This window comes from Ruegeria marisflavi (assembly GCF_025673445.1).
Lineage (GTDB): Bacteria > Pseudomonadota > Alphaproteobacteria > Rhodobacterales > Rhodobacteraceae > Ruegeria_B > Ruegeria_B marisflavi.
The window spans coordinates 1-21,576 of record NZ_JAOVQN010000025.1 but is presented as its reverse complement, the minus strand read 5'-3'; the positions used below and the strand labels follow the sequence as shown (position 1 = coordinate 21,576).

The 21,576-nt window shown below is 60.0% G+C and carries 17 protein-coding genes and 2 pseudogenes; 4 read left to right on the top strand and 15 right to left on the bottom strand.

Annotation, left to right across the window (positions count from 1 at the left end; all coding sequences use genetic code 11):
• Window position 1 precedes the first annotated feature (1 nt).
• Window positions 2–151, bottom strand: a pseudogene (locus tag OEZ49_RS23085) (IS6 family transposase); the annotation flags it as partial.
• A gap of 475 nt (window positions 152–626) precedes the next feature.
• Here OEZ49_RS23085 and panB point away from each other — a divergent pair.
• The 3 genes from panB (at window position 627) to OEZ49_RS19445 (ending at window position 3,306) form a co-directional block, all read left to right on the top strand.
• Window positions 627–1,481, top strand: a complete 855-nt coding sequence (gene panB / locus OEZ49_RS19455; protein ID WP_263389848.1) for a 3-methyl-2-oxobutanoate hydroxymethyltransferase — start codon at window positions 627–629, stop codon at window positions 1,479–1,481.
• Window positions 1,478–2,563, top strand: coding sequence for an aromatic ring-hydroxylating dioxygenase subunit alpha (locus tag OEZ49_RS19450; RefSeq protein ID WP_263389847.1), 1,086 nt, complete (start codon window positions 1,478–1,480; stop codon window positions 2,561–2,563). The genes panB and OEZ49_RS19450 overlap by 4 nt, the downstream gene beginning before the upstream one ends.
• A gap of 83 nt (window positions 2,564–2,646) precedes the next feature.
• Window positions 2,647–3,306: a GntR family transcriptional regulator gene (locus OEZ49_RS19445; RefSeq protein WP_263389846.1), complete on the top strand. Its 660-nt coding sequence runs from the start codon at window positions 2,647–2,649 to the stop codon at window positions 3,304–3,306.
• Window positions 3,307–3,332: 26 nt separating this feature from the next.
• On the opposite strand, the gene OEZ49_RS19440 is transcribed toward OEZ49_RS19445, so the two are convergent.
• The 10 genes from OEZ49_RS19440 to OEZ49_RS19395 all read right to left on the bottom strand — a co-directional run bounded on the left by OEZ49_RS19440 (window position 3,333) and on the right by OEZ49_RS19395 (window position 15,846).
• Window positions 3,333–4,517 carry an L-lactate dehydrogenase gene (locus OEZ49_RS19440; RefSeq protein WP_263389845.1) on the bottom strand — a complete coding sequence of 395 codons (1,185 nt, stop codon included), beginning with the start codon at window positions 4,515–4,517 and terminating at the stop codon, window positions 3,333–3,335.
• A 23-nt stretch (window positions 4,518–4,540) separates the two neighbouring features.
• On the bottom strand, window positions 4,541–5,482 hold the full coding sequence (locus OEZ49_RS19435; protein WP_263389844.1) for a 2-hydroxyacid dehydrogenase: 942 nt from the start codon (window positions 5,480–5,482) through the stop codon (window positions 4,541–4,543).
• Window positions 5,483–5,486: 4 nt separating this feature from the next.
• Window positions 5,487–7,376, bottom strand: a complete 1,890-nt coding sequence (gene ilvD / locus OEZ49_RS19430) for a dihydroxy-acid dehydratase (RefSeq protein ID WP_397545687.1) — start codon at window positions 7,374–7,376, stop codon at window positions 5,487–5,489.
• Entirely contained in the window at window positions 7,373–10,831 is a 3,459-nt protein-coding gene (locus OEZ49_RS19425) for an indolepyruvate ferredoxin oxidoreductase family protein (protein ID WP_263389843.1), read from the bottom strand. The genes ilvD and OEZ49_RS19425 overlap by 4 nt, the downstream gene beginning before the upstream one ends.
• A gap of 22 nt (window positions 10,832–10,853) precedes the next feature.
• On the bottom strand, window positions 10,854–11,225 hold the full coding sequence (locus OEZ49_RS19420; protein WP_263389841.1) for a hypothetical protein: 372 nt from the start codon (window positions 11,223–11,225) through the stop codon (window positions 10,854–10,856).
• Between the two features lie 31 nt (window positions 11,226–11,256).
• Entirely contained in the window at window positions 11,257–12,456 is a 1,200-nt protein-coding gene (locus tag OEZ49_RS19415) for a serine hydrolase domain-containing protein (protein WP_263389840.1), read from the bottom strand.
• Entirely contained in the window at window positions 12,449–12,778 is a 330-nt protein-coding gene (locus OEZ49_RS19410; RefSeq protein WP_263389839.1) for a hypothetical protein, read from the bottom strand. The genes OEZ49_RS19415 and OEZ49_RS19410 overlap by 8 nt, the downstream gene beginning before the upstream one ends.
• Window positions 12,779–12,899: 121 nt before the next feature.
• Complete coding sequence (locus OEZ49_RS19405; protein ID WP_263389838.1) at window positions 12,900–14,156, bottom strand: TRAP transporter large permease; 1,257 nt, start codon at window positions 14,154–14,156, stop codon at window positions 12,900–12,902.
• On the bottom strand, window positions 14,153–14,707 hold the full coding sequence (locus tag OEZ49_RS19400) for a TRAP transporter small permease (RefSeq protein ID WP_263389837.1): 555 nt from the start codon (window positions 14,705–14,707) through the stop codon (window positions 14,153–14,155). The genes OEZ49_RS19405 and OEZ49_RS19400 overlap by 4 nt, the downstream gene beginning before the upstream one ends.
• A gap of 74 nt (window positions 14,708–14,781) precedes the next feature.
• On the bottom strand, window positions 14,782–15,846 hold the full coding sequence (locus OEZ49_RS19395; protein WP_263389836.1) for a TRAP transporter substrate-binding protein: 1,065 nt from the start codon (window positions 15,844–15,846) through the stop codon (window positions 14,782–14,784).
• A 116-nt stretch (window positions 15,847–15,962) separates the two neighbouring features.
• Here OEZ49_RS19395 and OEZ49_RS19390 point away from each other — a divergent pair, with 116 nt between their 5' ends.
• Window positions 15,963–16,943, top strand: coding sequence for a LysR family transcriptional regulator (locus tag OEZ49_RS19390; RefSeq protein WP_397545688.1), 981 nt, complete (start codon window positions 15,963–15,965; stop codon window positions 16,941–16,943).
• 90 nt (window positions 16,944–17,033) lie between these two features.
• Here OEZ49_RS19390 and OEZ49_RS19385 read toward each other — a convergent pair whose 3' ends face one another.
• From OEZ49_RS19385 to OEZ49_RS19370, 4 genes and pseudogenes are all read right to left on the bottom strand, one after another.
• Entirely contained in the window at window positions 17,034–18,641 is a 1,608-nt protein-coding gene (locus tag OEZ49_RS19385) for a phospholipase D family protein (protein ID WP_263389834.1), read from the bottom strand.
• A complete protein-coding gene (locus OEZ49_RS19380) occupies window positions 18,631–19,695 on the bottom strand; it encodes an AI-2E family transporter (protein ID WP_263389833.1) in 1,065 nt (354 codons plus the stop codon). Before OEZ49_RS19380 ends, OEZ49_RS19385 begins: the two co-directional genes overlap by 11 nt.
• Window positions 19,696–20,191: 496 nt before the next feature.
• Window positions 20,192–20,892 (bottom strand): annotated as a pseudogene (locus tag OEZ49_RS19375) (IS6 family transposase); the annotation flags it as partial.
• 414 nt (window positions 20,893–21,306) lie between these two features.
• The coding region (locus OEZ49_RS19370) for a type II toxin-antitoxin system RelE/ParE family toxin (RefSeq protein WP_263389832.1) at window positions 21,307–21,576 on the bottom strand (270 nt) is incomplete at its 5' end.

Below are 21,576 nucleotides of genomic sequence, written 5' to 3'. Positions count from 1 at the left end.
GCACCGCTTCGTGGCTCACATCAATGCCGCGCTCGTGCAGAAGGTCTTCCACGTTCCGCAGCGACAACGGGAACCGGATGTACAGCATGACCGCCAAGCGGATGATCTCTGGGCTGGTCTTGAAATAGCGAAATGGCGATCGTTTGGGAATGGCTGGACGCTACAAAACCGCCGTGCCCGTCTCAAGCCAGTTTGCTTTGACAGCCCCGCATCCACGCCTATCCCACCCATCCTTGACGATATAAAATATATTATATATACCTCCCCCCATTGTCGCCACCTGCATGCCCGAAAAAGGTTCGGGAGGTTCCCTCGAAGGCCCAGAAAGCAAACCATGCCCGAACACCCGCCCACCAACGCTGTCACGTTCGTCGCGAAGCCTGACGAGGACGCCCTGTGCCAATGGATCGCCGAACGCGCGCTCGAAGACCTCAACGAACAAGGCCTGTTCGCCTGGGAACATTCCGGCCAGCCAATCGCCATCCGCAGTACCGGGACCAGCTATTCCCGATCGACGGGCACTGGCTTCCGAAACGGACCGGCCAGGATCAAGGGCAGTCGTCTAATCGTCCTGATCGAGCGACGACTCAAACCATCCCAACCGAAGTGAAACACAAGGACCTGCCATGCCAACCAAACTGACAATTCCAGATCTTGCCGAGAAAAAGCGAAGCGGCGAACGACTCGCCCTGCTTGCGGTCGGCGAGGTTCTGACCGCCGCTTGGGCGGAACGAGCGGGCATCGACATCGTCGGCGTCGGCGACAGTATCGGCATGACGCTCTATGGGCACGAAAATACGCTGTCGATGAGCATGGACCAAATGATCAACCACACCCGTGCTGTACGCACGGGTGCGCCCAATACGATGTGTATCGTTTCGATGCCATATGGCTCTTATGCCACGCAGGAGATGGCAATTCTCAACGCGTTGCGTCTGATGAAGGAAAGCGGTTGCGATGCGGTCAAGCTTCAGGGCGGGCGCGAGAAATTCGACATCATCAAGGCTGTGGCAGACGCCGGTGTGCCGGTGATGAGCCAGGTCGGCCTGGTTCCGCATCAGGTGCACAAGTTCGGCGGATTCAAGATGCAAGGCCGTACAGCCGAAGCGGCCATGAAGATCATCGACGACGCCCGCGCCATCGAAGAAGCCGGAGCCATGGGTATAGAAGTTGAGGCCCTGCCCTATGAGGTCGGCAAAGCGGTCGACGAAGCCGTGAGCATCTTCACCGCAGCGATCGGTGCCGGGTCAGCCTGCACCGCGCAAATTTTGAACGGATACGACGTTCTGGGCGCCTTCGACACCTTCAAACCGAAATTCGCCAAACGCTACGCCAACATGGCCGAGATCGCGATCAAGGCTTTCTCGGATTTTCGCGAAGACGTTGCCTCCGGTGCGTTCCCGGACGAGGCACACAGCTATCAGATGAAAACCGAAGAAGCCGAGAGGCTTGCCGAAATGTTGAGGGAGACACAGCGATGAACAAGCAATCTGACACTCTGACCAAGGGGCAGCAGCTTATCCCGAACGGGATGCTGGATGACAACGCGCCGCGAAACATGTGGTGGTGTGCGGCGCATGTGGATGAGATCACCGAAGAACCGCTGGCGCGCTGGTTGCTCGAGAAACCAGTTGTGCTTTACCGCCTGTCCGATGGCACACCCGTCGCGCTGGACGATCGCTGCCCGCACCGCTGGGCCCCGCTCTCCGAAGGCGAAGTGAAAAACGATCAGATCGTCTGCCCATATCACGGCATGGAATTCGGTGCCGACGGTATGTGCAGCAAGGTGCCAACGCAGAAGAGCATCCCCAAATCGGCCAAGGTGCAGAGTTACCCGCTCCGTACATCCGGCGCTTTTGTATGGATATGGATGGGCGATCCGGAGGCGATCGATCATGAACCGGTGGAAATGGGGTTCACCACCGATCCGGGATGGTCGGTCATCACCGGATACATGGAAGTCGCCGCCAACTGGGTCCTGATCCGCGAAAACGTGCTGGACCTCACCCATATCGCCTTCCTGCACTCCAACACGTTCCAGCAGGACGATTGGGAAAACCCGCCCGAGGTCTCGATGCAGGGCGATACCATTGTCTACGAGCAGGATTTCCCGCCGTCCCCGTTGTCGCCCCTCTTCTGTGCCGCCTTCGGGTTCGAGGACAAGAAGATCGTGAAACGTGAGCAGCGCGGCTGGATGCCCTCGTTGGCCGTGTCGTTTTCGGACTGGAACATCCACGACCTCGACGCAGGCCCGGACAAGCGCCGCGATTTTATCGGACGCGGTGCCCATATCGTGACACCAGGCGAGCGGGGCAAGACGCATTATTTCTTCGTGGCGTCCTTCGACAGTCCGAACGCACCGGTGGAGATCCTTGAGAAGACCAAGGCCGGCGTGATCTCGGCCTTCAACGAGGACAAGGATCTGCTCCAGAAAATCCAGGCACGGATCATGAAGGATCCGCGCGGCCTCGACTTCCCCGAGATCAACCTGGGCGCTGACGGCGCAGGTGTCGCGGTTCGTCGTGTGCTCAAACGCAAACTGGACGCGGAACGCGGAAACTGATGGCAGAGTCGGCCTGGGTATCTTTCATCACCGATCTACAGCGCCTATGCTCGGCTCCAACCATGGAAACAAGGAAATAAAAGGTGTCAGCGCCTACTCCTAAGCTCGGCGAGACGGGCAGTTTGGTCGACCGTCTCGTCGTTTTGATCCGCGATGCCATCATCGCAGGAGAGTTTGCCCCCGGCGAGCATATCAGAATCAAACCTCTGGCTGACTCCCACGGAGTCAGCCTCATCCCTGTGCGCGAGGCGTTGTCGCGCCTGCTGTCCACACGCATCGTCATCGCGGAACCGAACCGGGGTTACTTCGTGGCCCCTGCCCCGACAGATGAAACCTTCTGCCAATTTCGCCTGTTCAGAGAGTTGTTCGAGGTTTCGGCGGTCGAACTCGGGTTCGACAACGTGACCGAGGCGGACATCACCCGTCTGACCAACCTGAACGGAAAAATGCGCAGTATTGCCGAAGGACGTCCAGGCAAGAAGCAATTGGTCAACTGGGGCCAACTCAACGGCGCATTTCACGAAGTCCTGGTCGGGCTTGCGTGCAACCCGTTCATCATGCAGCAACAAGTGGAGCTATCCTTCGTCCACATGTATTTTCAGATCGCCAGATCAGAAACGGTCGATTTTGGTATTCTCAAGACGCTTGCCACGGAACATGACGGTCTGATCGAAGCGTTGAAGTCGCGGGATAAGGATACGCTGCTTCAACGCCTTTCGTCACATATCAACAGGACTGTGTAACCATACTTGCTGCTGCGCTGCCGTTGTCAGTCCAAGACATGGAATACCTGCCTGCGCGAAACCAGATCCCGGGTCACCTCCGTCAGACAGGTGACCCCGCACAGTGCCAGAGCAACCTCGAGCTCGCGTTTGAAAGCCGCGAGCAGGCCGGTTACCCCCGCCTCTCCGCGCGCGGCGACGGCATAGGCCCACGGGCGCCCGATCATCGCGCCGTCCGCGCCAAGCGCGCGAGCGCGGAACAGGTCCAGTCCACTCCGCACTCCGCCATCGACCAGGATTTCCGCCGAGCCAGACAGTATCTCGGCCACATCGGGCAGAACCGAGATGCTCGATGCGACGCCGTCCAGCTGTCGGCCTCCGTGATTGGAAACGACGATCGAATCCGCCCCTGCCGACACGGCCGAACGGGCATCCTCGGAGGAAAGCACGCCCTTGATCATCAGCTTGCCCTTCCAGATACCGCGCAGCCATTCGATGTCTTTCCACGTCACCGAAGGGTCGAACTGGCGACCGACCCATTCGCGATACTGAGTCGGGTCGGTTGCCGCAGGAACGTAGGTGGCGAGATTGCCAAAGGTGTGCGGCTTGCCTTTGATCCCCACATCCAGCACCCAGCCCGGATGCGCGGCATAAGACATCGGACCAGCACGCAGCTTGCTCCAGCCGGCAACGCCGCCGGCGATGCCGTTGCGCACGTCGCGGTAGCGTTCGCCCACCACAGCCAGATCGACTGTAAAGACAAGCGTCCTGACCCCAAGTCCCCAGGCCCGGTCGAGCAATTCGGCGACAATGGCCCGATCGCGCAACATGTAAAGCTGGAACCAGAACGGCTTGTCCGAGACTGCCGCCACCTCTTCCATCGAACAGATGGAGACCGTGGACAGCGTGAACGGAACCCCAGCGGTATCCGCCGCATGTTTGGCCTGGACCTCGGCCCGGCGGGCCAGCATGCCGCCCATGCCAACCGGGGCCAGAGCCACTGGCATGGTGGCGGGAGTGTCCGCGAGCGTGCCTGACGTATCCACACCCGAGACGTCCCGCATCACCCGCTGCCGCGGCAGGATTGCTTCGAAGTCTGCCCTGTTGCGATCCAGCGTGACCTCCTGAAAGGCGCCACCATCGACATAATCGAACAGAAAGCGCGGCAATTTGCGTTCGGCGATACGCCGATAATCGTCAGCGGTGACCGGGACCAGGTTCATCGTGGGCATGGCTGTTTGGTTCTCCGTCGAAATCAAGCCGTCTCGACCGGGTCGCTGGGGCGACCGGTTTCGAAAAACGACACCAGGTTGGCTAGCAGGCGGCGCACCATGTCCGCCCGGCATTCACCCGTTGCGCTGCCGATATGCGGGGTCAGGACGACGTTCTCGCGCTCCAGCAAGCGAGGGTAGATGTTCGGCTCACCTTCGAAGACGTCCAGGCCAGCCGCCGCAAGGGGGCCGTTTTCTAATGCGTCGCACAGCGCCGCCTCATCGACGATGCCGCCACGGGCCGTATTGACCAGCACCGCGTTCGGGCGTGCCGCTGCAAGCTCGGCCGCGCCGATCAGGTTCTTTGTCTGAGGCGTGAGCGCGGTATGCACCGAGACGATATCGCAGGTCGCGAATAGTTCGGCCAGCGTCTCGACCTGTGTTGCCCCCACGGCCCGCCCCACCTCGGGTCGGCTGGTGCGGTTCCAATAGCGCACTGGCATGCCGAACCCTTTCGCACGCCGCGCTACAGCCTGGGCGATAGCACCAAAGCCCACAAGGCCAAGCGTCTTGCCATGCACCCGCATGCCAAGCGGTGGCGAGGTACTGGTCGCAGCCCAGGAGCCGCTCCGCAGGAACCGCTCGCCCTCTCCCACACGGCGACTGCCAGCGAGGATCAGGGCAAAGGCCAGATCAGCGGTATCTTCTGTCACCACGGGTGTATTCGACACAAGGATCCCACACTCCGACGCGGCGCAAAGGTCGATATTGTCGACACCGACGCCGATGTTGGCGATCAGGCCGACGCTGTCGGGAAGGCCCGCGATATCCTTTGCCGACAACCGGTCGAGCGAGGTGGTGCAATGCACCTGTGTACCTGCGGGGATTTCGGCCACGTCTGAGACCGGCTTGAATTCGATAACCTGCCCATTCACCTCGATCCGGGGTAGCGGCAGGGCGCGTGCGAGGGTGACAATACGGGTCATGCGGTCACCCCTCGGCCGAGAGACGTTCGAGGCGGGCCAACCGGGCCGTATCGCGCGCGCCGCCCTTGTCGGCCGAGGCAGCCATCAGGCCATAGACCCTCAGCGCCGTCGAGACTTCGCGCTGCCGGGTTGCAGGTTTCCAAGCCATTTCGCCGCGCGCGTTCATCTCAGTACGACGGCGGTCCAGTTCGTCATCGCTCACCTCCAGCTGTACGCTCCGGTTCGGGATATCGAAGGAGATCTCGTCGCCATCCTGAACCAGGGCGATGACTCCGCCCGAGGCCGCCTCGGGCGACACATGGCCCACCGACAGACCCGAGGTTGCCCCAGAGAACCGCCCGTCGGTGATCAACGCCGCCTTGTCGCCACGCCCCATGGCTTTCATCATGCCTGTCGGCGTCAGCATCTCGCGCATACCAGGCCCGCCGCGCGGCCCTTCGTAGCGGATGACCACCACATGGCCTGCCTGCACCGTACCGTTGCGGATTTTCTCCAGCGCTTCTTCCATGCTTTCGCTGACGATCGCGACGCCGCGGAAAGTCAAGAGGTTGTCCGGCACGCCTGCGGATTTGACGACGCAACTGTCAGGGGCGAGGTTGCCACGCAGCACCGCCAGCCCGCCATCCTCGGTAAAGGCATGGTCCGCACTGCGGATCACTCCGTTTTCGCGATCGGTATCCAACTCCTTGAAGCGGCTGGACTGAGAGAAAGCCCGGATTGAACGGATACCGCCCGGCCCGGCCGAGAACAGCCTGCGCGCCTCGGTATTGGCCGGGTTGGTGATATCCCAGCCGGCACAATATTCTGCCACCGGCTGGCCCAGGATCGTCGGAACGTCGCCATTGTACTTACCCGCCTTGAGCAATTCATGAGCCACCGCCATAACGCCACCGGCGCGATGCATGTCCTCGATAAAGACCTCGTGGGCCGAAGGCGACACCTTGCACAGGCATGGCGTGTCGCGGCTGATCCGGTCGAAATCGTCGATACCGAAGGCAACGCCGGATTCCTGGGCGACGGCCAGCAAATGCAAGATGGTATTGGTTGAACCACCGATCGCCATCGTCATGCGCACTGCGTTCTCCAACCCCTCGCGCGAGCAAATCGAACGCGGCAGCACGCTGTCGTCGCCATCGCGGTAATGGGCAATCGCCATCTCGACAATCCGGTGCGAGGCCTTGCGGAACAAATCCTGACGGTCGGTGTGGGTGGCGACGATGGTACCGTTGCCTGGAAGCGCCATGCCCAGCGCCTCGGTCAGGCAGTTCATCGAATTGGCCGTCCCCATCAGTGCGCAGGATCCGCAGGTCGGACAGGCGTTCTCCTCTACAGCCTCGATCTCTTCGGGCGTGGCATCAGGCGCGCCCGCGACATAGATGGTGTCGATGGCGTCGATACGGCGGGTCTGTCCACGATAGTCGAATTTGCCCGACTCCATGGGGCCGCCCGAAACGAATATGGTGGGGATGTTGAGCCGGTTCGCCGCCATCAGCATCGCCGGCGTGATCTTGTCGCAATTGCTCAGGCAGATCATCGCGTCGATGGCATGGGCGTTGGCCATGTATTCGCAGGCATCGGCGATCAACTCGCGCGAGGGCAGTGAATACATCATGCCTTCGTGCCCCATGGCGATGCCGTCATCGACCGCGATGGTGTTGAACTCCTTGGGCACGCCACCGGCGGCGCGGATTTCCTTGGCGACGAGCCGCCCCAACGCTTGCAGGTGAACATGGCCGGGCACCATCTCGGTAAAGGAATTGGCAATGCCGATGATCGGACGGCCGAATTCCTCGGGCGCGGTACCGGTGGCGCGCCACAACGCTCGGGCGCCGGTGTTCATCGCGCCGACGGTCACCTTGTCCGAGCGCAGCTTCATCTTGTTTGGCCGAGTCATGCGGCTTTCTCCTTGGAAGAGAGGATTTGATTGCGCAGCGCTTCACGGCGCTTCGCGACGTCGGCAGCATGGCGTTCGCGTACATGGCCGTAACCGCGGATATGTTCGGGCAGGTCGAGCAGTTGGGTCATGGCCTGCGTGTCCGCCGTGCCCTGGTTGGCAATCGCAAAGTCGAGATCGGACTGGTAATCCGCCAGAAGTCTTTGCGCGAGCCTTGCTTCGGCGTTGAGGCGGAACGGATCGAAACGCGTCCCGCGCAGGAAGCGCAGGCGATTGAGCATTCGGAACATTCGCATGGCAGTCTTTCCCTTGACTGCCCCCTTGACCGGTTGCCCGGTCCGGGGGTCGGTGCCGCCAAACGGCCAAGCCCCGAAATGGAAGGTCAGCTCCAGATCGCCCTCGAAGGTTTCTTCAAGCTGCTTGGTGAACTCAGGTTTGCAGTAGAGTCGTGCCACCTCCCATTCGTCCTTGACCGCCATCAGCTTGTAGAGCCCGCGCGCAGCCGCCATGACGGCAGCCTCCGGCAGATCGGCCGCGCGCAATTGCGCAATCCGGTCCACATAGACCTTGGCAAAACAAGCATTCTTGTACTCGGCCAGGTTCCGGGTACGGGGCGCCATCACGTCGTCGAGTGTCTGGGGACGGTGGGCGCTAAGGTCAATCGGCGCCGGTTCGCCGACCAGACGTTGCGCGGCCTTTGGGTCAGCAAAGGCCAGCCGCCCAAGGGCAAAGGCCTGCTTGTTCTTCTCGACCGCCACGCCATTCAGTTCGATTGCCCTGTAGAGCGCCTCTTGCGACAGAGGGATACCACCCTGCTGCCAAGAGGCTCCCATCAGCACCATGTTGGCAAAAAGGCGGTCTCCCATTACCTTTTCCGCCAGATCCTGCGCATCGAATGCCAGGACAGCGGGGCCCAGAACGCGGCTCAGGCGCTCGGCCTGTTCCGCGCCGCTCAATTGCCAATCGGGGTTCTTCGAAAACTCCGAGGTTGGTACAACCGTGGTATCGGTTACAGCCATGGAAACCCCCGGTGTCAGTTTCGACAGCGCCTCGTCACCCGCGGCCACCACGAGATCGCAGCCGATTAGCGCATCGGCCTCGCCGCTGGCAATCCGCGTGGCGCGCATGTCGTCAGGGCTTTGCGCGATTTTAATATGGCTGTGCACGGCTCCGTATTTCTGCGCCAGCCCGGTGATGTCGAGGTTCGACGAGAAAAAACCGTCGGCATGTGCGGCCACGGCAAGGGTCTGCCCTACCGTAACCACCCCCGCACCGCCGATGCCCGAAACAAGAATGGACCACGATCCGTCAAAGGCGCGTGGCTTGGGATCGGGCAAGTGGCTGATGTCGAAGTCCATATCGCCACGCCGGACCTTGCGTGGCGTGGCACCGGTCACGGTGACGAAGGACGGGCAAAAGCCTTCGACGCAGGAGAAGTCCTTGTTGCAGGAAGATTGGTTGATCTTGCGCTTGCGTCCAAAGGTGGTTTCAAGGGGTTCGATCGCCATACAGGCCGAGACGGTCGAACAGTCGCCGCAGCCTTCGCAGACTTCGGGGTTGATGAAGGCACGCTTGTCCGGATCCACCCACTTGCCACGCTTGCGCAGGCGGCGGCGTTCGGTGGCGCAGGGCTGGTCGTAGATGATGACCGTCACGCCGGGTTTATCGCGCAGCTCCTTCTGAACCAGCTCCAGCTCGGTGCGCGGATGCAGTGTCACGCCACCCGAGATCAGATGCCTGCCCTCGTATTTCGCCACCTCGTCTGTGATCAGCGCGATCCGCTCCACCCCTTCGGCACGAAGTTGCTGGACCATCTGTTCCGGGCTTATCTCGCCATCATGGGGCTGACCGCCCGTCATCGAGACAAATCCGTTGTGGAGCAACTTGTAAGTGATGTTCGCGCCCGAGGCGATAGAGGCCCGGATTGCCAGAAGGCCCGAATGGAAATAAGTCCCGTCGCCCATGTTGGCAAAGACATGGGACTCGTCGGTGAACGGATACTGGCCCAGCCACATCACCCCTTCGCCGCCCATATGGCTGACTGAGTTGGTCTTCATCGGGTCGCGCAACATCGCCATCGTGTGGCATCCGATCCCGGCGAGCGCGCGGCTGCCGTCGATCACCTGGGTAGAGCGCCCATGCGGGCATCCCGCGCAGAAGGACGGCAGACGTACGGCCCCCGCACCAAGCACAGGCGGCGCCTCGGGCCGGTTGGGCACAGACAGGCCGCAGTCCGGATCGGTTTCGCGCGCCACGCGGACCAGGACCTGCGTGATCATGTTCGGATCGATCTCGCCAAAACTTGGAAAGGCGCAATCGTCCGCGCCCGCGGTATAGACCTGGCCCGCAAAGCTTTTACCGATGATGCGCGGCGCGCTGGCTGCTCCATAAAGGATCGCGCGGATCTGATCCTCCAGCAGTGGCCGCTTTTCCTCGACCACCAGGATCGTTTCCAGCCCTTCGGCAAACTCGGCAATCACCTGCGGATCGAGCGGCCAGACCATTCCGACCTTGAGACGGCGCACAGCAAGATTCCCGATCCGGCCGTCCCGATAGCCCAGCCCAGCCAGAGCCTGGCTGAGATCCTGCCAGGCCTTTCCCGCCGCCACGATACCGATACGCGCCTCTGCCGGTCCGTCTTGCCGGTTCAGCCCGTTCACACGGGCATAGGCCAGAACCTTGCGCAGCTTCACGTCCCAGAGCAACTGTTCCTGGACCAGGATCGGTGTGAACGCCTTGATCGCTGTGTCGGGGCCGGCATCTTCGGGCAGCACGATAGCAGGGCTGTCCGGGGCAACAAAGACGGAACCGCCACCCTCGATCACGTCCGTCACCAGTTTCAGTCCGGTCAGCGTCCCCGAAAAGCGGCTCATCGCGATACCGTGCAGCCCCATATCCAGCACGTCTTGTGCATTTGCAGGCGCCAGCAGGGGCGCGCCAAGCGACGCGAAGTTCAGGTCCGAATAGCAGGCGAGCGTCGAGGACTTGGCGCCGTGATCGTCCCCCACTAGCAGCAGCGTTCCCCCCTTTGCACTGGTTCCCGCCAAGTTTGCGTGACGCAGAGGGTCCATCGACCGGTCCATGCCCGGCGCCTTGCCATACCAGATCGAGAAGACCCCATCGACGTTCGCGCCCGGAAACAGGCCTACAGTCTGAGCGCCCCAAGTCGCTGTTGCAGCCAGATCCTCGTTCAGCCCCGGCTGAAAATGGACGTTATGGGCCTTAAGCGCTGTTTCGACCTGCCACAACGCCATGTCATAAGTACCAACCGGTGAACCGCGATAGCCGGAGATGTAGCCGCCGGTGTTCAGCCCTGCTATCATATCGCGCTTGCGCTGCTGGATCGGCAGACGCACCAGCGCCTGCATGCCGGTCATGTAGACCCAGCCCTCCTCTTGGGTCAGGCGGTTTTCAAGGCTCATCTCAAGGCGTTTCTCGGGCGTGTAGAGGGTCATTGGTGAACTCCGTTGGTCGGGGTCAGTCACGGGCGGGCGGCGCACAAAGGTCTTCCACCCAGGGCCAGAAGTTGCGGTCCCGTCTGGTCAGCGGCAGCGCGGCGATATCAGGCTTGTGCTTGTCCGGATCGGACATGAACTCTTCATGGTAGGTCGCGTAAGCGGCGCGAAAGGAAGGGCCGGCGGGATGTGCCAACACGCAAAGGCTTTCGGCGACGTCCCTGCCGCGCACTGCGGCGGTCGCGTGCCATTCAGCAAGCCGTCCGGAAACCAGGTTGGCGGATAACCTTGTGATTGCCCGCACAACCATGAACACCTTGCAGGGCGGAGTCCCCGCAGGAGCCTGCGAAAACGCGTCCGCTTTCATGTCGATGGCAGCGTTCATCGCTTTCATGCTCAGATTCCCCTGCCTGCCTTCCGCGCGGTCATGCCAAAAGGCCCGACGTTGCGATCGGACGCAGATACCGGGTCAGCTGCATGTGAGGCGTTGTCGAGAAATAGGCGATCACCAGGTCGCGGGACGGGGAAACGTAAAGCCCCTGATCCATAAGCCCACCCTTGTAGAGATCGCCGTCCGGCCAGATGCAATCCCACTGGCGCGCATTGCCCAGCATCGTGTCGTCGCCCAGCCGGTCGACGAAAACCGGCCCGTCAAACCCGTTCATGAAGAACGGCTTTTCCCGCACGGCCGTCCGGATGCGCCGGATCACCCCGTCGCCCACGACCTGCGTGACCGCAGCGCGCCGCCAACTTGGGGTATAGAGCATTCCGAACCGGGCCATGTCGCGAAGGGTCGAGGACACGATGCCATGCGCGCAGGCAACACCGTCCGGCGTCAGGTGAACCTGCATAGGACCGTCGGCGGTCACATGCGACCACACCCCGTCGCGGAACAGATCGGGCCACCTTTTGCCCGATACGGCCTCTGCAAGAAAGACGAGAACCTGGGTGCAGGGAGAGCTATACTCGAACTTTTCGCCCGGCGGGCATTGGCGCGGCACATCCTGAAGCACTTCGAGCAATGTCTCCAGCTTGTCCCCAAACGGCACATTGAACTCGGCGCAATAGGCGCGAATCGCATTCGATTTCGGGTTCTCGCGGGTTTTCTCGGTATCTTCGCAGTCCATGCCGGGCGCCATGTCCATGATATCGCGCACGGTAACCATGCCCCAGTCGGTGTCGCGCAGGGCGGGCACATATTCTCCCAGCGTGCGCGCGTCGTCGATCAGGCCCTCGTCGATGAGATGTTCGATCACCAGCCCTGCCGTGGGTTTCGCGCAGGAGGCCCAAAGATGCGGCTGCTCGGGGCGCAGGTCGGGATAGCTTTCGACCACGATCCTGCCGTTCTTCACCACCAGAAAGGCCCGCGCGCGCGATTGCGGATGGGCCAGAAACTCACGCAAAGACCCCTTGCCCAGATCGGTTTCAGCATGGATGTCAAAGACCTCGTCCATCGGCGCCTGTTCCAGAGAAACCGTCGCCTGGCGGCTGTGCAGCATGGCCGTCGGCATGCACTCCGAGATATGCGTGCACCACCAATGCGCCACATCCCCCGCCTCGATCAGCTTGGGGATCGAGACCTGCGAACGAAGCCGATAGCTGGTATCGGCGGCCAGATCAGTCATGTGCTTCTCCATAGACCACGGGTGCAATGAGGTTCTCGCGGATGACTACTGCCTTCGTGAACAGAGGCAGGGTGTCGGTTAGGTGATTACCGTTCTCGATATCTTGCAGGGTGTTGCCATCTGTCAGCGGCCACTGCCGCCAGTCCCCGGTGTCAACGGCCACCTTACGCGAAACAGAGTCTCCTCCCGTAGCGTGAAGCGTGGAAACCCTGTTCATCTTGTTGGTCTCGAAATTGCCGGACGATATCGGCGCAGTGCGTATCAGAACCGGCGCGGATTGCTGCCCCGGACACAGCGGACGATGATTGCTCTGGTAAATCACAGGCTCTGCCTTCTGCTGCCCGCGAACACGTGGCGCATCTGAGAGTTCCGGACCAAGTTGTCGAAGCAATCGAACACGGCGGCATCTACGACCCACCCCAATTCCAAGGCCCTTGCCCCCATCACAGCAACCCCAACGAAAGCCAAGGGAAGACCGTGATCAGGACCAATCCGATCACCATGACCGCGATATAGGGCAGCACCGACATCACCAGTTCCGAGAACTTTTGCCGGAAGGTGACGAGAGCGACCATCAGGTTCATGCCAACCGGTGGCGTGAGATACCCGATTTCGAGGTTCACGATCATGATGATACCGAAATGTACCGGGTGAAAACCATAGACCTGCGCCACCGGCATAAGGATAGGCCCAAGAATGAGGATCGCTTCGTTGGTGGTCATGAAGGCACCCACCACCAACAACAGCAGATTGACTATCAGGATGAAGGCCAGCGGACTGTCGATCCAGGCTCCCACCAGTTCGACCATCTGTGCCGGAACGCGGTGTTCCGTAAGAACGAGGTTCAGTGACAGGGCCACGGCGATCAGCGGAAAGAGCGCACCACCCAGTTTCGCGGTTTCGGTGACGACGTTGAAATACTTGGCGGGCGTCATTTCGCGGTGCACGAAGAACTCGATGACCAGCGCATAAACCAGAGCCACTGCCGCGCTCTCGGTCGGTGAATAAAACCCCGAGTAGATGCCGCCCAGCAGGATGACCGGAAACAGAGCCGCCCAGACACCTTCACGAAGCGCCACGCGTAACTCGGCCCAGTCCATCTTCTCGGCGGGTTTGTGGCGATTGGCCCAGATCGCGTATGCGGTCATCAGGGCAATCAGGACAAAGCCCGGCATGATCCCGGCCAGGAACAGATCGACAATCGACGTCTCGGTGACCAGCCCATAAAGGATGAGGGGAATGGACGGGGGAATGATGATCCCCAGCGTACCGCCGGAAACCACGGTGCCAAGCGCAAAGCGGTTGGTGTAACCGGCCTCTTTCATTGCAGGGTACAACACCGATCCCACCGCTATCATAGTGACGATGGACGAGCCTGAGATGGCCGCAAACACCGCACAGCTGATGATGGCCGCAACACCAAGACCACCGCGGGTGGTGATGGTCAGGGCACGAACGATGCGGACCAATCGGCGCGCAGCGGTCCCTTCGGTCATGACCGCACCGCAAAGCAGGAACAACGGAACCGAAAGGATCAGTTCCTTGTTGAGCGAGGTCCACATGTCCTCGACGATGTAGTCGAGATAGCCATGCCCCCAGACCAAGTGCAAATAGCCGATTGCAACAATCAAGATGACGGTCAGCGGCTGGCGGAGGACCAAAAGCGCCAGGATCAGGACGAGGAAGAAAATCGCGCTCATTCGGGCAGTTCCTCGCGTACCGGCGCCAAGCTGGGCCAGATGGCAAAAATGGAATAGCGGATGGCGGCGGAGAGGAAGCCGATGGGAATCGCGATCTGAATGATCCAGACAGGCCAATCGAGGCCAGGCATCACGGTTCCGATGTCACGCGAGGCACTGACGAAGATCCAGCCATAATAAGCAACCGCCAGGAAACAGATGCCGCTGAGAAGGTTGGCGAACCGGTCGATGGCGGGCGACAAGAATGCGGGCGTCCAGCCAAAGGCGATACGGGGCACGATCTGCGCGCCGCTGGCGACGCTGATACCCAGGCCTGCGAAAGCACCAATAACCAGCATGAAAAGTGACATCTTTCCCGCTCCGTAGATTCCGGAAAACCCAACGTCGAACCCCAAGGCACGTCCGACCGGGCCGATGAACTCGCGCCCTGCGACGTCACCGAAGATCAGCAAGCCGATCAGGCTGAAGGCGATCACGGCAATCCAGCGTTCAAGCAGGTGCCATGTGGACAGCAGCCGCTCGACCGATGCCGGTGCGGTATGATTTGTCATGGGGTTACCTTCTCGGGTCAGAGACAGCCGACCCGGCTTGTGCCGGGGCGGCGTCTGAGTTCAGAGGGACAGGCTCAGCTGCCGCACTCTGCTTTTGCTTTTTCGATCAGAGCCATGATCTCGGCACCGACTTCACCGTGGTCGGCGGCCATCGCAGCCCAGAACGGAGGCAGCAACGCGGCCATCTCTTCTCTGAATTCCTCGCCGACCTGAACGATCTGCCCACCTTGCGAGAGATGCACTTCACGCATCTTGTCCTCGAAAGCGAAAATTTCGTCCATGATCTCCCTGGAGGTGAAGCGATCGAAGGCGCGATTGATCGCGGCCTGGTCTTCTTCGCTCATTTGCTCCAACGCGCGCTGGCTCAGGGCGAACATGCCGGGGCCGTTCGCGTAATTGTATTCAGACACGACCGGGATGATCTTGTTCAGCCCGGACGGGATGTAGAACGAATAGACGGTGGGATACATCTCGATCAGCCCCGTGGACGCGCCCGAAGCTGCTTCGCCAGGGCTGACCGGAACCGGATTGGCGCCGACCGTTTTCCAGTACTCGCTGTTGATCTTGTTGACCGAAATTCCGACCTTCATGCCTTTGAGCTGTTCAACGCTGGTAATCGGCTCATTGGACATCAGATAGCCGTTCCCGACCTCGGCCCAGGTGCCGAAATAGACCCCTTTCGGGCTGAGCCGTTCGCGGATCTTGTCGGTCAGATAGTTGTCCTGCACGCAGGCGCGCTGTTCATTGCTGTCGTAGATGCCATAGAGCTGCATCAGACCGACTTCGGGCGCCTGCTGCGCACCGGCACTGACCGTGAACAGGCCCATTTCGATCCGTCCCCGCGCAAGTTGCGCAAGCGTATCGTTCTCGGTGCCAAGCTGCGAGTTGAAATAGGGCTCGACCTTAAGGCGGCCTTCGCTTTCTTCGGCAATCGCCTCTGCCAACCTGTTGACCTGAGCACCCCAGGGCGTTTTCTCGGGCGCCGCTGTCGCGAGCTTCAGGACGGTTTCGGCCGAAGCACCGGTCGCGCCTCCCATTGCGATCACGCCAAGTGCAGCGCAGGTTTTCAAGAATTTCATATGTTTTCCTCCTTGCCACCGGCTTGCGTGGCTTGAGGCAGTATTTCCCCACACGAACATTCACGCTAGTTTACTTTTTTAATGTTTTGATATGTTTCTTGAATGTTGTATTTTAATGGATTAGAATTAGGCACTTAGATAACTCAGGTTGATCGCAGGACGTGGCGTCACCGCTGATGCACCGGCGTCAGAAAGGACACGAGATGCAGAATCTGACTCAATTGCAGCATTTCAAACTGGTGGCGCGGGAGGGCAGCTTTGCAAGGGCTGCCGACCTAGCCCACATAACGCAACCAGCGCTCAGCAACTCGATCCGCAGCCTGGAACGGCGACTAGGGTTCCAGTTGTTCGAGCGCTCGGAGCGTCCGGTCAGGCTCACCCCGGTAGGAAAATCCATTCTTGATCGCGTGGATGCCCTTCTGTTCGAAGCGCGCAATCTTGATCAGATGCTGGAGAACCTGTCGATCGGTAAGGGCGGGCAACTGCGCGTTGGCATGACTGCCGTTTTCTCGACCTCGCTTGGCGGCCCGATACTTGCGGAATGGCATGCGCGTCATCCAGACGTAAAGCTCAACCTCATCATCGACGAAACAACCCGCCTTGTGCACGGACTTAGAGAGGAGGTTTACGATTTCATCGTGGGCGATGCGCGCGACCTGCGCGAAGATATCGACGATCTGAACCTCATCGAAATGCCGCCCCAGGCAGGAGGCGCCTTCTGCCGATCGGGGCACCCGATCCTCACTATTCGGCGACCGCAGCCGTCGGACTTGGCGCGCTATCGTTTCGCTGGGACACATTTTCCGAAATCTGTTGCCAGGGCCTTTGCAAGTTTTGTGGGACGGCAGGATCGCGCAGGTCCGCCGATCGTGGCGATTGACAGCCATAACATTGCCGCGCTGCGTGATGCGGTGGCGGAAAGCGACCTGATCTTGCTGACCACGTCGGGGTGCGTGCGCAACCAGCTTGCCTTAGGAATTTTACACCAGATCCCGGTCGAACTCGGCATCAACGGGGTCTGGTCGGTAGTAACGCGTCGCGGACGCGTCCTGCAACCCGCCGCTCAGAAGCTGATCGAAAAGATCATCGAAATCGCCGCGCGCGAGCATGACCACCGCTTGCACTCCTACGCGCACCAGTTCGCAATTCGGCGATAGGTAAAGGAAAACTCTCTTCGGGCGACTTCAGTGCCTCACCGCTGCGGCCATGTGCCCGATCGCATCATCGCGGCACTCGTTGCCAATGGGTCAAAGCTGGCTTTCGACCGGCAACCAACCTGCAAACCACGCCAGCATCCTCGCGATCACCCCTGCGCCCGGCTCATTGTGGAAGGTCTCTGACCCAGGCGCGCTGTTATAGACCCATTGGATGTGCCCATCCGGGCGTTCTACAACAGTAAATGTATAGGGATCGATTGACGCTCCGATCCGGCCCAGAATATTCTCGGCCAAGTTTTTGCTGTGAATTACCACCCCGATTTCCGAATTCTGAAGAAAGGAACGCGGGTCTATGTTGGTCGATCCGGTGAAAACGGTTCTCCGGTCGATCAGGGCAAGCTTGGTGTGCATTGTCAGAGGTTTGTCGAGCCCAAGCACGAGGTGCGGGGCATCGGCACGCACCTCGTGAAACGCCACGCCCGCCGCCAGGAGTTGCCTTCGGTATGTCGCGTATCCCCCATATACATAAGCATGGTTGGTCGAACCCAGAGAGTTGGTCACGATCTTGACTCTCACGCCGCGCCTGCTGAGTGCTGCGATGAAATCGGCACCTTCCTGGCCCGGCACGAAATAGGGCGTCAGGATCAAGACCTCTTCCTCGGCCTTTGCCAGGGCTCCATAGAAGGTATCTTTGACAGCACCCGGCCCTTGTCCCGGCAAAAGTCGAAGTTTATCGGGGTCGTCCACGACAACCGTCGCAAGCCCGCTTTGCAGAGCGATCTGACCGGCAAGCAGCGATTTCAGAAAGGTTGAGTTCACCGCCTCCTGATAAGTCCCGAACGCTTCGGTATTCGTATTCGCACGAAAAGCCGCAATTGCCTTACGCAAGGGAGTGGCGTCACCGGCCGTGATCTGGTTCAACGGAACGGCCCAGTCGTCGTTCCAGTAAAGATCGAAGGCCCCGGAAACAGCGTCGACACCGTCACCCAGCATCAACAGATCGAAATCAGCGAATTCGTGATCGGTACCGATCTGAAAATACTCATCTGCAATGTTCCGCCCGCCAAGGATTGCAAAGGCACCGTCCACGATCATCGCCTTGTTGTGCATACGGCGATTGACCCTGGAGAAATCCAGCATGAAGTTCACCGCATAGGGAAGCCTGCGCGACAACGGGTTAAAGGCGCGGATCTCGACATTCGGATGGGCATCAAGCGCGGCAATCTGGTCGTCGCGCGCCGTAGTGAACACATCATCGAAAAGCAGCCGTACCCGCACGCCGCGTTCCGCTGCCTCGAACAATTCCAGCCAGATAAGGCCACCTGCACGGTCAGGTTTGATGAGAAAGGTCTTGAGGTCGATGGAGCGTTCTGCGGCCTCGATCAGCCGCAGCCGGGCGCCGAGCGCATCGTTGCCTTTGACAAGGGGCAGAAACGCGGATGGAGCAGCCTGATCGTCGGTGAGCCGGACGGCCAGCGATGCAAGAGACGTCCCTTCACCGGACAGACTCAAGCTGTGGTCTTTCGCGACCCTCGACGGATCGAAGGTCAATCGGGACGCGGCGAATATCGCAAGCCCCGTACCCAAGATGCCCGCGACCGCAATGTGGCGCCACCGAATCAACACTCTGCCGGATGCCCCGTCGGCAAAAGTACTGGAAACATGAGGCTTAAGGTTGTTGCGGGCATCAGTGGTCACGCTCCGACTGCTCGACGCTGCCATCGCCTGACAGCAGAATTGCTAGCCAGCGCATCCCCGGTATCTCGGCGCAGATGACCATGATCACGACCATCATGGGAACCGCGAGAAACACCCCGACACCGCCCCATACCATACCGAAAAAGGTCAACGATACCATGACCATGAAGGTACTCACGTTGAGCGACCTGCTTTGCATCGCTGGTTGCACGATGTTGGCCACGAACTGATCAAACAGACCATATCCCAAAAGCACGATCAGGAACGGTGTCAGCGTATCGAACTGAATGAGGGCGATCAGACACGGCAAGGCAAGGCCGATGAAGGCGCCAATATTCGGAATAAAGCCAACGATAAACACGATAACCGCCAGAAGAGCGGCAAAATCCAGGCCGATGGAGCGGAAAATCAGATAGGCAGCCCCCGCGCTCAGGGCACTGGTGAGAGCGTTGACCAGCATGTATTGCTGCACGCCGGTCGCAATACGCGCAAGAACTAACCTTGCCTTGACGGGGTCTGAAGCAAGCAGAGGCAGCTTGCCGATCCACGCTCTGCGTTCCGATATCAAGAAGACCAAGTAAAGCGACACCAGGGCAAGCGCCGAAACGCTGCCCGCAAGTTGCGCGATCGCAGCCGCAAGCCAGCCTCCAATATCCAGATCGGCAGCACTGTTTCGGAACGTATCCACCAGTTTGGGTCCCAGGAAACTCTCCAGATGATCTGCCATTTCAGCCACGCGCAAGCGCAACTGCGGACCGGAGGCGACAATCTCGTGGCCCGCCTGGGAAAACACGACCCCGAGAAGAAACAACGCAAAGATGATCAGCGACGCGGCAATCATATTGGCGAGCCATCTCGGCGGTGAATGCCCTGCAATCGATCTGGCCGAGATCCAGTCGACCATCGCTACGGTGAGGATGAAGACCAGCGCCGTGATGGCCAACGGGATAAGGAAGTCGCGGCCCACCCATAAGCCGTAGACGATAATCGCCCCGGAAACGAGGATCAGAAACCAGTCCGGGATCGCCCAACGCGGGGCATCTCCCCTATCCATTCCGTTGCGCCCGCGCAGGTATCGGGCCCGCGCGATTTACTGCAACACCTCTTGCCCGGGTACCGACCGGATGGTCTTGCTGGGCCACACGTTCCAAAATTGTCCCTCCGGTGCGCGTGTGCCGGTTCGCGGACTGCCAATAGACATCACCGAACACGCCCTATCGCTCTTATCAAACACTCGGACCCGGGGCCACCAGAACCGAACGGCATAGTGGTTTACGTCGCGGGCGCGTTGGTGCGGCAAGCCTTCGATGTTCCGCAAGAACAGCGTACGTTTGACGTATTGCAAAATGGTCAAGCGGGCGATTTCGCCGCTGGTACAGAAGTAGCGCAACTGGTTCGGGTTCGTCATGATCAGAGACGACGCGCCTGCCCAGACCGCCTCCGCCGAGCTCCATCCGACAAGTCCCTTTGAAACGACCCCCTAGACGTCAGGATGGTCCTGTCAGACAGATTCTAACTGGTCTCAGAAAGGGCACGATGACTGCCTTTTTGGCCGCGCAGAGACTGCGCCATTCGGCCAGGGCGGCGGCGCGGTTCAGCTTGTAGTTAGCTCTGGAGGAGAGGCTGCGCTCCGAATTGAAGTGGTTGAAGACCGAGGCGTGGACGGCGGCGAACATCTGCAAACTTCGCATCCGCCTGAAGCGCAGCATCGCCCGCTCTCGTCGTCGGAATGGCAGGTGCGAGTTCTCGGCCCGATTGTTCAACCAGCGACCCGTTTCCTGGCGATGGCTGGCACCGAGGTCTTTCAATGCAGCACCGTAGGACCTGAGCCGATCGGTCACGATCATTTCGGGACAGCCATGCTTACGCATTGCTTTCCTTAGAAACTTCAGCGCGGCCTTCTTGTCGCGTTTCTTCGTGACGAAGCTTTCCAGGATTTCCCTTTCGTGATCTACCGCCCGCCAAAGGTAGTGTCTTTCGCCGTTGATCTTCACGAAAATCTCGTCCAGATGCCAACACCATCGGCTCGATTTCATCCCTTCGACACGTCGCTTCCTGATCTCGTTGGCGAACATCGGCCAAACCTATGCAACCAAAACCGAACGGCTTCATGGCTCACGTCGATGCCGCGCTCGTGGAGCAAATCTTCCACGTTTCGGAGAGACAGTGGAAACCGCACGTACAACATGACCGCCAAGCGGATGATCTCTGGGCTGGTCTTGAAATAGCGAAATGGCGAACGTTTGGTCATGACTGGACGCTACAAAACCGCCCTGCCCGCCTCAAGTCGGTTTGCTTTGACAGCACCCCGAGACGCCATAACAAACCCTCATCCTGAGCTGTCGTATCTGTAAGGCAAGGAGGGAATGCAAAGGCTCTCGCCAGCTTCGAAATCACCCGAAGTCAAGTCCAGTGCCCGTTGCCCCGCCTAAAAACCGTATCGCGCCGAATGGCAATCAGAGACTCGCGCCGTTTTGGGCGACTATTTCGGCTGTGATTTCAAGTCTCTAGGGGGCGATGTGGCCTTCAAGCCACGGAAATCACGCCACAATGCGCGAGGCGAAAAATGATTTAAAATCAGTAGATTATGTTGTGGCGGAGAGGATGGGATTCGAACTCTCGGGACGGCCCTGGAATGTTCAACAGATAGACCTGGAAGTGGCGCCTACGCTGTGTCGTCCTCCTTGAATCGATCCATCTGATGCATCCGCTCGTGCAGGATGGTGACGATTCCAATGTCGCCGTTGGCGAGCCGCCGCCAGTACACGAAATGCTGCTGGTAGCGGAAGAAGTACCCCTCCACCCCGAACTCGGCTGCCACAGGCCTGGATCGGACGCCGCGTGTTTCGATCTGCTCAAACGCAGCGAACAGGCCGGTGATGTAGGTGTCGGCCTGCGCTTCTCCCCAGCGGTCGCGGGTGTACCTGTAGATTTC